Raw genomic sequence first — 13,248 nt, forward strand, 5'->3', positions numbered from 1 at the left:
GGCTTCGATCCATGTCGTCGAGATCAATCGTACAGGACTTCACGCCTGTGGTCAGACCACACATCCAAGGGTGTCCTAACAGGGGTTTCCGAGCCGCTCACACATCCACGGCAGTAGGCTCTGAGCCGTGAACGACGTGCTCGGCTGGCTGCTCGACCTGGTGCAGAGCGTCGACCCCGTGACGCGCACGATCCTCGCCGGCGTCGGCATCATGCTCGAGACCTCGGTCCTCGTCGGCCTCGTCGTCCCGGGCGACACGGTCGTCATCGTCGCGAGCACCGCCGTCGTCGGACCCGTCCAGTGGATCTCGATGATCCTCGTCGTCATCACCGGCGCGCTCATCGGCGAGTCGGTCGGCTTCGCGCTCGGCCGCTGGTTCGGCCCGCGCATCCGTGCCAGCAGACTCGGCCGACGGATCGGCGAGCGGCACTGGGCCCGTGCCGAGCGCTACCTCGACCGGCGGGGTGGCATCGCCGTCTTCATCTCGCGGTTCCTCCCGGTCCTGCACTCGCTGATCCCTCTCACGGTCGGGATGAGCACGATGAGCTACCGACGCTTCATCTCCTGGACGCTGCCCGCCTGCGTCATCTGGTCCTCGGCCTACGTCTCCGTCGGCGCACTGGCTGCGGGCAGCTATCGCGAGCTGTCGGACCGCCTCCATTGGGCGGGCTACGTGTTCGTCGGCATCATCGTCGTCTTCGCCGTCGTGGTCCTCGTCGTGAAGCGACTCCTCCAGCGGAGCGAGGAGCGACACATGCTGGCCCAGGAGGACGCGACACCACCCGACGACGGCTCGACGCCCCAGTAGCAGACGACCCTCATCGCCGCGAGACGGCGGGCCGGACGCACCGGCATGACAGACTGAACGGGTGAAGGCATCCGACGATCGTCCAACGGCCTCCTCCGACGCCGCCGAGCAGATCCGGCACTTCGCCGCACGGATGGAGGACGCCGTCCAGTTGCGCCGCCAGCGTCGTGCGAGGCGGCACGGACGCGAGGCGGCGGTCATCCCCTTCACCGGCTACGGATCGACGTCCTGGATCCGTGTCCTGGCCAGGGTCGTCCTGGCGGAACCGGGCAAGACCACCGTCCAACCGCAGCAGAAGGTGCGCGGCTGGAAGAGCTTCTTCGCGCTGAGCATCGCCGACCCGACGGTCGAGGTGGAGGTCGACGGGCAGCGTCACACGGTCACGGGCGACCGAGGTGGCGTGGTCGACGCGGTGGTCCAGGTATCGCTCACCCCCGGCTGGCACACCCTCAGACTGAGCTCGGAGGGCAGCGACCCGGTCGAAGCGCCGGTCTTCATCGTCGCCGACGACATCGAGTTCGGCATCGTGTCCGACATCGACGACACGGTGATGGTGACGGCGCTCCCCCGCCCGCTCGTCGCGGCCTGGAACACCTTCGTCCTCGACGAGCACGCCAGGACACCGGTGCCCGGCATGGCGGTGTTCCTCGAGCGCACGGCCCGCGAGCACCCGGGCTCCCCGATCATCTACCTCTCCACCGGCGCCTGGAACGTCGCGCCGACGCTGACCCGGTTCCTCTCGCGCAACCTCTACCCCGCCGGCGCCCTCCTCCTCACCGACTGGGGCCCGACGCACGACCGGTTCTTCCGCAGCGGTCGCGAGCACAAGCGCAACAACCTCGACCGGTTCGCCGAGGACTTCCCGCGTCTGCGGTGGCTGCTCGTCGGCGACGACGGACAGCACGACGAAGCCCTCTACCGGAGCTTCGAGGAACGCCACCCCGACCGCGTCGCCGCCGTGGCGATCCGCCAGCTCTCCCCCGGTGAGGCGGTCCTCGCCGGTGGACGCTCGAAGGTCGGCGCCCAGCACGCGGGCGCCCCCTGGGTCTACGCGGGGAACGGCGCGGAACTGCTCGACCAGCTCCACGACAAGCTCTGACGGCACCGATGTCCGTCGTCCCCGTCCTGCGCACCAGATCGCGGCTGCCCCTGCTCCAGGTGCTGAAGACGGCGCTGGCCGCCGTCGCCTCCTGGATCGTCGCGATCACGATCATCCCGGGCCAGCTCCCGGTCTTCGCCGCCATCGCGGCGATCCTCGTGGTGCAGCCGAGCGTCAACCAGTCGTTCGGGAAGGCGCTCGAGCGCAGCCTCGGGGTCATCACCGGCGTCATCCTCGCGACGGCCATCGGGATCGTCTTCGGACACTCCGCCTGGATCGTGCTCCTGGCCATCGTCATCTCCATCCTGCTCGGATGGGTCCTCCGCCTCGGGCCCGGATCCGCGAACCAGATCCCGATCAGCGCGATGCTCGTGCTGTCGATCGGCGCGGCGACCCCGGACTACGCGGTCGCGCGGATCGTCGAGACCGTGCTCGGCGCGGGCATCGGGCTCCTCGTCAACGTCGTCCTCGTCGCACCGGTCCTCCTCGGTCCGGCCAAGGCGGCGGTGACCACCCTCGCGCTCGCGTGCGCCGACACCCTGGATCATCTCGCCACGTCACTCACGCGTGCGAACTCGGACGCGGAGCTGGTGGCGCTGCTCCAGGAGGCTCGGGCGCTGAAGCCCCTGCGGGACAGGGCGATCGCCGCGGTGAAGGAAGGCGATGACAGCCTGCTGCTCAACCCCCGTCGATCGAGGCACCGTGACGAGCTCGACCGTCAGCGCCTGCTGCTGCGTCGACTGGAGCCGGTCGTCACGCGGACGCTGGGCATGGCGCGTTCGGTGCACGACCACGACGACCCGACCCTGCACGAGGAGCCGACGGTGGCGGACATCGCCGTCGAGCTGACGCGGGCGGCCCACGATCTCAGGCTGCTGGTGAACGATCGCGCCGCGTCCGACGAGCCGCCGACCGAGACCGCGGAGATCCCGGCGCTGACCGCTCCCCTCGTGATCGCCCGCCCGCACCCCCAGCACTGGATCCTCATCGGATCGCTCATGGAGGACCTCCGTCGCGTGCGCGACGAAATCGTCGGCGAGCCGACCTGAGTCGGCCGGACATGCACGAAGGGCCGGCGGAGCGATGCTCCACCGGCCCTTCGACGTCCTGGGACTACGCCTGGTGCGCGGCCTGCAGTTCGATGGTGATCGTGACGTCGTTGCCGAGCAGCACGCCGCCGGTCTCGAGCGCCGCGTTGTAGGTGAGGCCGAAGTCTTCGCGGTTGATCTTGGTCGTCGCCGTGGCGCCGAACTTGTAGTTGCCGTACGGGTCGGTCGCGAAGCCGCCGAACTCGACGGTGAAGGTGACGGGCTTGGTCACGCCCTTGATCGTGAGGTCGCCGTCGACGAGGAAGTCGTCGCCCTTGGCGCGGGCGCCGGTCGAGACGAAGTCGATCGTCGGGTAGGTCTCGGCGTCGAAGAAGTCGCCGGTGCGGAGGTGACCGTCGCGGTCGGGCTGGTTCGTGTTGATCGATGCGACCTCGGCGGACGCGGTGACCTTCGTCTCGAGGGGGTTCTCCGGCGTGACGAACGTCGCGTTGAAGCGCTCGAACTTGCCCTTGACCTTCGAGACCATGATGTGGCGGATGCTGAAGCCGACCTCGCTGTGCGTGGTGTCGACCTCCCAGGTGCCAACCTTGTAGCCGGGAATCGTCAGGGTGTCGGTCATGCGGTACTCCTTGCGTCGATGTGCGGCGCGCTCGCGCCACGTTCTATTCAAACGCACGGACCTGGGAGCTATTCCCGCATCCCCGAGAAATTCTCCTCACCGACATCAGCGCGACATCGGACGCATGGACGCGACGCCGAGTCGGGCGCGGAGGAGCTGGTGCGCCGCCCCGGCGACCGTCGACTCCGGAATCCTCCCGGATCGGACCGCGGCGGCGATGTCGGCCACGAGCACGGCCGGGTCGACACCGGTCGACGACGGGTCCGTCCCGAGGACGTAGAGCAGCATCGTGTTGCCGGCGGCGACGGCGCGGATCGCGTTCTCCGAGGGGTCCTGAAACTCCGGCAGGCCCGTGTGCTGCAGCATGAGCATGTCGTCGGTGATGGTGATGCCGGTGAAGCCGAGGTCGTTCCGGAGGCGCTCGTGCCAGACCGCCGACAGCGTCGCCGGTGCAGCGTCGACCGCCGAGTAGACCAGATGGCCGAACATCACGACCTCGGCCCCGGCGTCGATACCGGCGACGAACGGCAGGGCATCGGTCGCAGCCCAGTCCGCGGCACCGATGGCCGTCGTCGGGACCGTCGAGTGGGAGTCCCCCGGCGCCTGTCCATGGCCAGGGAAGTGCTTCAGGGTGCTGAGCACCGCGCCCCGCTCGCCATGGACGGCCGCGGCCACCCGCTCCGCCGAGGCGTCCGGCGTCGTCCCGAGGGCACGGTCGTAGATGAAGGAGCTCGGATCGGCGGTCTCGTCCGCGACGATGCCGAAGTTCACGGAGCAGCCCGCATCGGCGAGCATGGCCGCTCGTTGGCGGAACGCCTCCTCGCTCGCAGCTGGCGGCTGCGACTTCAGGGTGTCGGCAGCGGCGAAGACGTCCTCGTCGATGCGTCGGACATCGCCGCCCTCCTGGTCGATGCCGATGAGCAGCGGCATGGTCGGGTCGGGGCTGAGGGCGCTCGTCACCGCGGGCAGCCCTGCGAGGCCCGGCACGTTGTCGCCCATGATGATGAACCCGCCCGGCTGATACCGCTCGACGAACGCCCGGAGGGTGCCCGGGTCGGTGCCCGGAGCGTGCAGCATCAGCATGGATGCGATCCGCTGTTCCAGGTTCATCGCGGCGAGTTCGGCGGCCGCCCGCTGGTCGGCGGCAGCCGGAGTCGTGCTCGTGGGGCGTTCCGAGGGCTTCGAGGATCCTGGCCAGGTGCACCCGGACAGGCCGAGGACGGCACCCGCCGCCATCGAGGCGCCGACTGCGAGAAACCCTCGTCGTCCCAGCTGCACCGGCCCACTCTAGGCTCGGATCTTCCACGCAGGCTGGGCGTCGCTCCCGGTGTGGCAGGAGTGACGAATGTGACATCGGCGGCTACACTTGCGTGGGTGACCGCCAGGATGGACGCATGCGCAAGCCGCTGACAGCCCTCTCGCCCCGCTCGAGGGGCGTCTCGCGAGCCGCCGCCCTCGGAGCCGCGCTCGTCATCGCGGTGTCGGTCGCGAGCCCGGCAGTCGCCGTGACCCCCACCTCGTTCCGGACCGCCGACTACCCGAGCTGGGACGACGTCCAGGCTGCCAAGGCGAACGAATCGACCGCTCAGGCGGAAGCCGACCGGATCGTCTCCCTCCTCGACGGACTGCGCGATGAATCCGCCCGGCTCGGCGATGAAGCCGTCCGCCAGGGTGCGGCGGCAGGTGAGGCCAAGGCGGCGTTCGACGCGCAGGCCACCGTCGCCGACACGATCAGTGCGCAGGCGACCGCCGCAGCGTCGGCAGCAGCGTCGAGCAAGCGTCAGGCCGGAGCGGTCATCGCGCAGATGACCCGCACCGGCGGCGTCGACCCGACGCTCTCCCTGGTCCTGTCCGGGGCGGCCGACGACGACCTCCTCTCGAAGCTCAGCGCGATCAGCAAGCTGAGCGAGACCTCGGCTCAAGACCTCGCGTCCGCTACCGCCGCGAGCAACACGGCGACCGCGCTCGCCGAGCAGGCGACGGCGGCCGAAACCGAACGTCAGCGACTCTCGGAGGCGGCGGACTCCAGCTACGAGACGGCGCAGTCCGCGAGCGACGCCGCCGATGCGGCGGTCGCCGAGCAGCAGGCCAACCGCGACCGGCTGTACCAGCAGCTCGCCGTCCTCAAGAACACCACCGCGGCGGTGGAACAGGCCTACGCGCAGAGCCAGGAGGCGATCGCCGCAGAAGAGCAGCGACGCAACGAGGCCACCGGTGGCGAGGGATCCACGAGCGCCCCGCCGCCGGACCTCGCAGCCGACCCGGCCGGCGCGAAGGCGTACGCGCAGTCCGCGATCGGCGCCTACGGCTGGGGCAGCGGAGAATTCCAGTGCCTGCTGCAGCTCTGGACCCGGGAGTCGAGCTGGCGCGTCAACGCCTACAACGAGTCCAGCGGCGCCTACGGCATCCCGCAGTCCCTGCCCGGGAGCAAGATGGCCAGCTCCGGCGACGACTGGCGCACCAATGCGGCGACGCAGATCAACTGGGGCCTGAACTACATCGACAGCCGGTACGGCTCCCCCTGCGGCGCATGGGCGCACTCGGAAGCGACCAACTGGTACTGACGCCCGTCTCAACCGACCTGGGCTGCGCCGAGATTCGTCCCGGCCACTGCCAGCACCACGGTGACGAGCAGGGCGGCCCCGATGATGAGCCGGAACAGCAGACGGTCCGGCGTTCGGGTTCCGACGAGCACGAGCCCCCACACGACGAGCGCGAGGACACCGACGGCGCCCAGCACCCCGACGATCGGCGGTGCGATGGGCCTGCCGACGAAGATCCCGCTCTGTCCGAGGACGGCGACCACGCCGGAGACGCCGAGGGCGACGAAGGCCGTCCGACCGGCGGTCCGCGCGCCGAGCCGGTGCGGCAGACCGCGGACGCCGGTCCGCAGGTCGTCCTCGAGATCGGGCAGGGCGTTCGTGAAGTGGATCGCCACACCGAACAGACCACCGACGGCGAGCGTCCACGCGGCCGGCACGATCGGCGGGACGGCAGCGAAGGTGACCACCGCGGGCAGTGCGCCGAACCCCACGATGAACGGGACCACCGACCAGGCCGTCGCCTTGAGACCCAGGTTGTAGGCCCATCCGCAGACGAGGAACAGCAGGTGCGAGGCCGCCGACGCCCAGCCGAGTGATGCCGAGAGCGGAATGCTCGCCGCACCGGCCAGCAGCGCCGCCGCCCGGACTGCCGAGACGCTGAGGTCGCCGCGCGCGACCGGCTTGTCCTGTCGTCCCGAGCGACGATCCCGCCTGGCGTCGAGCCAGTCGTTGGACCAGCCGATCGAGAGTTGCCCGACGAACACCACCACGGCGAGCAGGGTTGTCCGGAGGGGTGGCAGGCCGACGGCCGATCCGAGCACGACGGTGAGCACGGTCACCGCGACGGTCGGCCCGGGATGCGAGGACGCGAACAGACGGCGGGCCATGGAGAACACCGCCTCAGCTTAGGGTGACACCCGGGTGACGGCGCTACACTGCAGCATGACCGTCTCCGTGAGGGCGATCGGCGTGGCCGTTCCTCAGACCATCCTTCATCAAGACGAGATCAGGGATGTGTTCCGCGACCAACCCGGGCGGAGCCGTCTCGCCCAACGTCTCATCGGCGCCGCGTTCGACGCGTCCGCGATCGACACCAGGCACACCGTCATCGACGCCTTCGACCACGAGGTCGAGACGACCACGGCCGCCTTCTACGACGCTGCTCAGCGGCAGGTGCTCTCCCCGCCCACCGGCGTGCGGAACGACGCCTACATCGAGCACGCTCCCCCGCTGCTCCTGGAGGCCGCACGGCGGGCATTGGACGCCGCCCCCGGTCTGTCGGCGGCGGACGTCACCCACGTCGTGACCGCGTCCTGCACCGGGTTCTTCGCGCCCGGGCCGGAGTACCTCCTCGTGCGCGACCTCGGGCTCGACCCGGGCACGGAGCGCTACCACCTGGGGTTCCAGGGGTGTTTCGCCGCGTTCCCCGCCCTTCGCGCCGCAGAGGCGTTCTGCACAGCCGACCCCGACGCCGTCGTCCTCGTTGTCTGCATCGAGCTTTGCTCCATCCACCTCCGTTCCTCCGACGACCCCGACGTGATCCTCGGTTCCTCGGTGTTCGCCGACGGAGCCGCGGCTGCCGTCGTGACCGGTCGGGACACCGGTTCGTCCGCGCCCGTGCTCGAGTTCGACGGCTGGTCCACCGCGCTGGTGCCGGACGGCGAGACGGAGATGGCCTGGACGATCGGCGATCACGGGTTCGAGATGGTCCTGAGCGGCGCCGTGCCCAAGCTGATCGGCGAGCACCTCGAGATCGCCCTCCGTCCACTCCTCGCCGCAGCCGACGACGCCCCGGTGTCGTCGATCGACCGCTGGGCCATCCATCCCGGTGGCCGGAGCATCCTCGACCGCGTCCAGCGAGGGTTCGGGCTCGACGACGAACTGCTGGCTCCGTCGCGCACGGTGCTGCGCGAGTACGGCAATATGTCGAGCGCGACCGTGCTCTTCATCCTCCAGCGACTGCTCGACGATGCGCCGGCCGACACCGACGAGCGGGTGTGCGCCCTCGCCTTCGGTCCGGGACTGACGATCGAGAGTGCGCTGCTCCGGCTCCGGGCCGGGCGAGCCTGATGCTGCCAGACCTCGGCCGCCGTGCGACGGATCTCCTCGAACTGATGGACGATCCCGACTGCGATCCCGCACTACTGGACGCCACCTACGCCAGGTTCGCGACGGTGAACCGGCTCGTTTCGGGCTGGCGTGGCCTGTACCGGTCGCGCATCCGTCCATTCCTCCACCCGTCCCGGACCACGACGATCCTCGACATCGGCTTCGGTGGTGGCGATGTCGCCGTGGCCATCGCCGATTGGGCGAGGGCCGACCACCTCCCCGTGCAGGTGGTGGGGATCGATCCCGACGAGCGGTCCGTGGCCTTCGCCCGTCGCCGGTACCCCGATGGTCCCGTCGCCTTCCGCCCGGCGCACAGCAGCGACCTCGTCGCCGCCGGTGAGGAGGCCGACATCGTCCTGTCCAACCACGTGCTCCACCACCTCGATCACGCGGGCCTGTCGAGCCTGCTCGCCGACAGCTCACGGATCGCCAGACGACTCGTCCTGCACAGTGACCTCGAGCGCAACCGACTCGCGTACGCGGTCTACGGTCTCGCCACCCGTGCAGGGCGAAGGCGTTCCTTCCTCCACATCGACGGGCTCCGCTCGATCCGTCGCAGCTATCGCCAGGAGGAGCTGCGGCGCGTCGTGCCGAACGACTGGATCGTCGAGCGAAGCTTCCCCATGCGACTCCTGCTCTCGCAGACCGTCCCGTCGGCAGCGGACGGCCCTCGGTGACCGAGGTGCTCGTCATCGGTGGCGGACCGGTCGGCCTCGTGTCGGCGATCCTCCTCGCTCAGGCCGGCGTCGACGTGACCGTCTGGGAACGACGGTCGGACGCCCCCTCCGGCACCCGGGCGATCGGGATCCACCCGCCGTCGCTCGACCTGTTCGAGGAGCTCGGCGTCCTCGACGAGATCCGCCGCGACGCCGTCCGGATCGACCAGGGCGAAGCCTGGAACGCCGGCCGACGCCTCGGGGCGGTCGTGTTCCGTGATCGGCCCGTACCGCACCCCTACGTCGCCGCGCTCGAGCAATGGCGGACCGAACGGATCCTCCGTGCTCGACTCGAAGCCGTCGCGCCGGGATCGCTCCGGACGGGGACGAGCTGTACGCGGTTGACTCCGGCCGAGGAGAGCGTCCTCGTGTCCGGCGAAGACGCCGACGGAACGGTGAGCATCCGCGCCGCCGTCGTGGTCGTCGCAGCAGGCGGACGCGCCACCGTCGCCGGGATGCAGGCTCCGGGCCCCGTGCACCGATATCGGGACCGGTACCTCATGGGCGACGTCGCGGATCGGAGTGGGGCAGGTTCCATCGCCAGGGTGCACCTGCACCACCGAGGGGTCGTCGAGTCCTTCCCGCTCCCCCATGGCATGCGACGATACGTCGTGCACACCGGGTACTCGGACGATCAGGACGCGGCCCGCCCGGAACCCACCGCGTACGACCTCGCGTCCCTCGTCGCCGACCGCACCGGCGACGACGTGGATCCGGCGACGAACACCATGCTCAGCGCCTTCGGCGTGCTTCGTCGACGACGGAAGCGCGTCGTCGACGGTCGGGTCGTCTACCTGGGCGACGCCGCCCACGAGATCAGCCCGATCGGCGGGCAGGGCATGAACCTGGGCTGGTCCGACGCACGGGTCTTCGCGCCACTGATCGCTCACATGACCACCGGACATCTCTCGACACAGCACGACGTGGCCGCGGCCGTCTCCCGCCAACAGCGCGCGATCCGTCGGGCATCACGGCAGGCGGAGCTCAACATGCGCTTGGGGCGTCCGTTGCCGGGCCCGCTCGTCGGGATCCGGGACCTCACGCTGCGAACAGCGCTCAACGGCCCCGCGATGCCCATCCTCGCCGACGCCTACACGATGCGCTGGCTGCGCTGACGCCGTCCGAGGTCCTGCGGTTCAGTGACCGACGTGCACGCCCGCCGGAGCCTGGTCCGTCCGCCGGATGAGGAACGACGCTCCGATCGCGAGCAGTGAGAGCACGGCGCCGCACATGAACGCAGCCTGCACGCCGGCTGCCGTCGCGTCGACCGCGGAGCTCCCGACCGCCGCACGTGCTGCGGACGTGGTCGACATCATGGTGATGAACAACGCCGTCCCCGCCGCACCGGCGAGCTGCTGGACCGTGCCGACGATGGCGCTGCCGTGCGGGTAGAGCTCGGGCCTCAGTGAACCGAGCGCTGAGGTCAGCAGCGGCGTGAACATGAACGCGAGACCGGCGCTCAGCAGCACGTGCACGGCGATGATCATGACGATGGCGCTGTCGACGCCGAGCATCGTCAGCAGCCAGAGCGCAGCACTCACGGCGAAGGCCCCGGGGATCACCAGCGGACGCGGACCGAACCGGTCGAACAGCGACCCGACCAGCGGCGCGAGAGCGGCCATCGTCAGGCCACCCGGCAGCAGCATGAGGCCCGTGGTCAAGGTGTCGACCTGGAGCACGGTCTGCAGATAGATCGGCAGGATGATCAGCGAGCCGAACAACGCCATCATGACGATCGCGACCAGGATGATCGAGACGGAGAACGAGCGGTTCGCGAAGGTGCGGAGGTCCATGAACGCCCGGTCGTCGCGTGCGAGAGCGCGCTGGCGGAGGACGAAGGCGAGCAGGGCGAGGACACCGACCGTGAGCGGGATCCAGACGGGCATGAGCGCGTGTCCCTCGGCGGACTCGCCGATGCTGCTGAGACCGAAGATCAGGCCACCGAACGCGAAGGCGGAGAGGACGAGCGACAGCACGTCGAAGCGGACCCGACGCGGCTCCGTCACGTTCCGCACGAGGATGGCGCCGAGGACCAGCGAGGCGACGGCGATGGGGAGGACGATCCAGAACATCCAGCGCCAGTCGAGCACGCTCAGGATGAGCCCGGAGACGGTCGGCCCGACGGCCGGCGCGACCGAGATGACGATCGAGATCGCCCCCATCGTCCGGCCACGTGCCGAGACCGGCACGACGTTGAGCACGGTCGTCATGAGCAGCGGCATCATGATGGCGGTACCGCTGGCCTGGACGACACGACCGAGCAGGAGGGTGCCGAATCCCGGGGACAGCGCGGCGATGAGCGTGCCGAGGCTGAACAGCACCATCGCGGTGATGAACATCGTCCGGAGGGAGAACCGCTCCAAGAGGAACCCGGTCGCGGGGATCACGACGGCCATGGTGAGCATGAAACCGGTGGTCAGCCACTGCGCGGAACTCGCCGTGATGTCGAGGTCCTCCATGAGCCGCGGTAGGGCGACGCTCATGATCGTCTCGTTGAGGATGACGACGAACGCCGACACGAGGAGCAGCCCGATCAGGAGCTTCGACCCGGGTGGAAGGCGGTCGTCCGAGGGCTTCCCGGTCGTCGGGACGGAACCGGTCGGATTCGGCACGGTTTCAGTCGTCATAGCGGTGTCATCCTTCTCAGGCCTCGGCCGTCGTGCGGGCAGACGCCTGCCCTCTCGAAACACAAGCGTCATGTCGCCGATGGTATTCCCATGCGTGTCATCCGGTTACGCGCAGGGCGAAGACCCGTTCCGGACGGACGGTTCCGGTGCCAGCATGAAGTCATGACTGTTCCCACCATCACCCTGAACGACGGCCACACCATCCCTCAGCTCGGCTTCGGCGTCTTCCTCGTCGACCCGCAGGAGGCCGAGCGCATCGTCTCGGACGCGCTCGAGGTCGGCTACCGCCACATCGACACCGCGGCCATCTACAAGAACGAGGAGGGCGTCGGTGCCGCCATCGCGAAGTCGGGCATCCCCCGCGACGAACTCTTCATCACCACGAAGCTCTGGAACGACCGCCACCAGAAGGCGTCCGCGCACACTGCCATCGACGAGAGCCTCGACAAGCTCGGGCTCGACCATGTCGACCTGTACCTGACCCACTGGCCGACCCCGGCCAAGGACGACTACCTCGAAGCATGGCTCGCCCTCGAGGAGATCAAGGCGGCCGGCAAGGCGCGTTCGATCGGCGTGTCCAACCACCAGGTCGAGCACCTCGAGAAGCTGATCGCCGGTTCCGAGACGGTCCCTGCGGTCAATCAGATCGAACTCCACCCGGCGTTCGCCCAGCGCGAGCTGCGCGCCTTCGGTGCCGAGCACGGTATCCACATCGAGTCCTGGGGCCCGCTCGGTCAGGGCAAGTACGACCTCTTCGGCGAGCAGGCCGTCTCTGCTGCAGCCGAGGCACACGGCGTCACGCCGGCGCAGGTCGTCATCCGGTGGCACCTGCAGAACGGGCTTATCGTCTTCCCCAAGTCGAACTCGCGCGAGCGCATCGCCCAGAACTTCGACGTCTTCGGCTTCGAGCTGTCCGCCGACGAGATCGCGTCCATCGACGCCCTCGACTCGGGCAAGCGCGTCGGCAGCCACCCCGACGAGGTGAACTGACCTCAGGGTCCCGCCAAACCCAGGGTCTGACCAACGCAGAAGTCCCCGTCAGCTGTTCGGCTGACGGGGACTTCTCGGTGTTCGGGTGGATCTGAGGGGACTCGAACCCCTGACCCCCTGCATGCCATGCAGGTGCGCTACCAGCTGCGCCACAGACCCGTATTCAACTTGCTTGCCCCTGCTGTTTCAGCGGAAGCAACTTGAATAGGTTACTACATCTTGAGAGCGGTTGTGACCACTTTCGGTGCTCGGCACCGACGGGATGGTCAGTTCGCGGGCTGCGGTGCGGACGAGACCAGCGGAATCACCGGGCAGTCCTTCCACAGACGCTCCAGCGAGTAGTACATCCGCTCCTCCTCGTGGAAGACGTGGACGACGACCTCGCCGAAGTCGAGCAGGATCCACCGCCCCTCGGACTTGCCTTCGCGTCGCAGCGTCTTCACGCCGCTCGCGTTCAGGCGGTCCTCGACCTCGCCGGCGATGGCGACGACGTTGCGCTCACTCCGACCGGTGACGAGGAGGAAGGCGTCGACGAACGGCAATGGACCGGAGACGTCGAGTGCGACGAGATCCTCGCCCCCCTTGGACTCGGCTGCGGTCGCTGCGAGCTGGACGGCGTCCAGTGTGGTGTCGGACAGGGTCATGTGGTGTACTCCTCTGGCGATCGCATGGTGCGCGATCGGATGAA

General features: G+C 69.2%; 13 protein-coding genes and 1 tRNA gene. 8 read left to right on the forward strand and 6 right to left on the reverse strand.

Annotated elements, in window-relative coordinates:
* Positions 1 to 127 precede the first annotated feature (127 nt).
* From ACZZZB_RS01315 to ACZZZB_RS01325, 3 genes are all read left to right on the forward strand, one after another.
* On the forward strand, positions 128 to 808 hold the full coding sequence (locus tag ACZZZB_RS01315; RefSeq protein ID WP_137241811.1) for a DedA family protein: 681 nt from the start codon (positions 128 to 130) through the stop codon (positions 806 to 808).
* Positions 809 to 941: 133 nt separating this feature from the next.
* Positions 942 to 1,907, forward strand: a complete 966-nt coding sequence (locus ACZZZB_RS01320) for an App1 family protein (RefSeq protein ID WP_194602451.1) — start codon at positions 942 to 944, stop codon at positions 1,905 to 1,907.
* A gap of 8 nt (positions 1,908 to 1,915) precedes the next feature.
* Positions 1,916 to 2,956 (forward strand): FUSC family protein, encoded by a 1,041-nt coding sequence (locus ACZZZB_RS01325; RefSeq protein ID WP_229938526.1) that lies wholly within the window; start codon positions 1,916 to 1,918, stop codon positions 2,954 to 2,956.
* A gap of 64 nt (positions 2,957 to 3,020) precedes the next feature.
* Here ACZZZB_RS01325 and ACZZZB_RS01330 read toward each other — a convergent pair whose 3' ends face one another.
* Positions 3,021 to 3,575, reverse strand: a complete 555-nt coding sequence (locus ACZZZB_RS01330; protein ID WP_064295582.1) for a YceI family protein — start codon at positions 3,573 to 3,575, stop codon at positions 3,021 to 3,023.
* A gap of 105 nt (positions 3,576 to 3,680) precedes the next feature.
* Positions 3,681 to 4,853 carry a glycoside hydrolase family 3 N-terminal domain-containing protein gene (locus ACZZZB_RS01335; protein ID WP_463528808.1) on the reverse strand — a complete coding sequence of 391 codons (1,173 nt, stop codon included), beginning with the start codon at positions 4,851 to 4,853 and terminating at the stop codon, positions 3,681 to 3,683.
* Positions 4,854 to 4,969: 116 nt separating this feature from the next.
* Between ACZZZB_RS01335 and ACZZZB_RS01340 the strand changes: the two genes are divergently transcribed.
* Complete coding sequence (locus tag ACZZZB_RS01340; RefSeq protein ID WP_463528809.1) at positions 4,970 to 6,139, forward strand: aggregation-promoting factor C-terminal-like domain-containing protein; 1,170 nt, start codon at positions 4,970 to 4,972, stop codon at positions 6,137 to 6,139.
* 8 nt (positions 6,140 to 6,147) lie between these two features.
* Here the strand turns inward: ACZZZB_RS01340 and ACZZZB_RS01345 are convergent, their stop codons facing one another.
* Positions 6,148 to 7,005 (reverse strand): UbiA family prenyltransferase, encoded by an 858-nt coding sequence (locus ACZZZB_RS01345; protein WP_463530539.1) that lies wholly within the window; start codon positions 7,003 to 7,005, stop codon positions 6,148 to 6,150.
* 55 nt (positions 7,006 to 7,060) lie between these two features.
* On the opposite strand from ACZZZB_RS01345, the gene ACZZZB_RS01350 reads away from it, so the two are divergent.
* From ACZZZB_RS01350 to ACZZZB_RS01360, 3 genes are read left to right on the forward strand one after another with little or no spacing between them, the layout of a single operon-like run.
* Positions 7,061 to 8,188 carry a type III polyketide synthase gene (locus ACZZZB_RS01350; protein WP_229938530.1) on the forward strand — a complete coding sequence of 376 codons (1,128 nt, stop codon included), beginning with the start codon at positions 7,061 to 7,063 and terminating at the stop codon, positions 8,186 to 8,188.
* On the forward strand, positions 8,188 to 8,904 hold the full coding sequence (locus ACZZZB_RS01355; protein ID WP_290368177.1) for a methyltransferase domain-containing protein: 717 nt from the start codon (positions 8,188 to 8,190) through the stop codon (positions 8,902 to 8,904). The genes ACZZZB_RS01350 and ACZZZB_RS01355 overlap by 1 nt, the downstream gene beginning before the upstream one ends.
* Positions 8,901 to 10,058, forward strand: a complete 1,158-nt coding sequence (locus ACZZZB_RS01360) for an FAD-dependent oxidoreductase (RefSeq protein ID WP_463528810.1) — start codon at positions 8,901 to 8,903, stop codon at positions 10,056 to 10,058. Before ACZZZB_RS01355 ends, ACZZZB_RS01360 begins: the two co-directional genes overlap by 4 nt.
* 21 nt (positions 10,059 to 10,079) lie before the next feature.
* Here ACZZZB_RS01360 and ACZZZB_RS01365 read toward each other — a convergent pair whose 3' ends face one another.
* On the reverse strand, positions 10,080 to 11,570 hold the full coding sequence (locus ACZZZB_RS01365; RefSeq protein WP_194644475.1) for a DHA2 family efflux MFS transporter permease subunit: 1,491 nt from the start codon (positions 11,568 to 11,570) through the stop codon (positions 10,080 to 10,082).
* A 162-nt stretch (positions 11,571 to 11,732) separates the two neighbouring features.
* On the opposite strand from ACZZZB_RS01365, the gene ACZZZB_RS01370 reads away from it, so the two are divergent.
* Positions 11,733 to 12,560 (forward strand): aldo/keto reductase, encoded by an 828-nt coding sequence (locus ACZZZB_RS01370; RefSeq protein WP_137241817.1) that lies wholly within the window; start codon positions 11,733 to 11,735, stop codon positions 12,558 to 12,560.
* Positions 12,561 to 12,646: 86 nt separating this feature from the next.
* Here the strand turns inward: ACZZZB_RS01370 and ACZZZB_RS01375 are convergent.
* Together ACZZZB_RS01375 and rsfS are read right to left on the reverse strand one after the other, a co-directional pair.
* Positions 12,647 to 12,719, reverse strand: a tRNA-Ala gene (locus tag ACZZZB_RS01375).
* Positions 12,720 to 12,826: 107 nt separating this feature from the next.
* Positions 12,827 to 13,204: a ribosome silencing factor gene (gene rsfS / locus ACZZZB_RS01380; RefSeq protein ID WP_079002329.1), complete on the reverse strand. Its 378-nt coding sequence runs from the start codon at positions 13,202 to 13,204 to the stop codon at positions 12,827 to 12,829.
* Positions 13,205 to 13,248: the final 44 nt, after the last annotated feature.

It is taken from the genome of Plantibacter sp. AC185 (assembly GCF_979258065.1).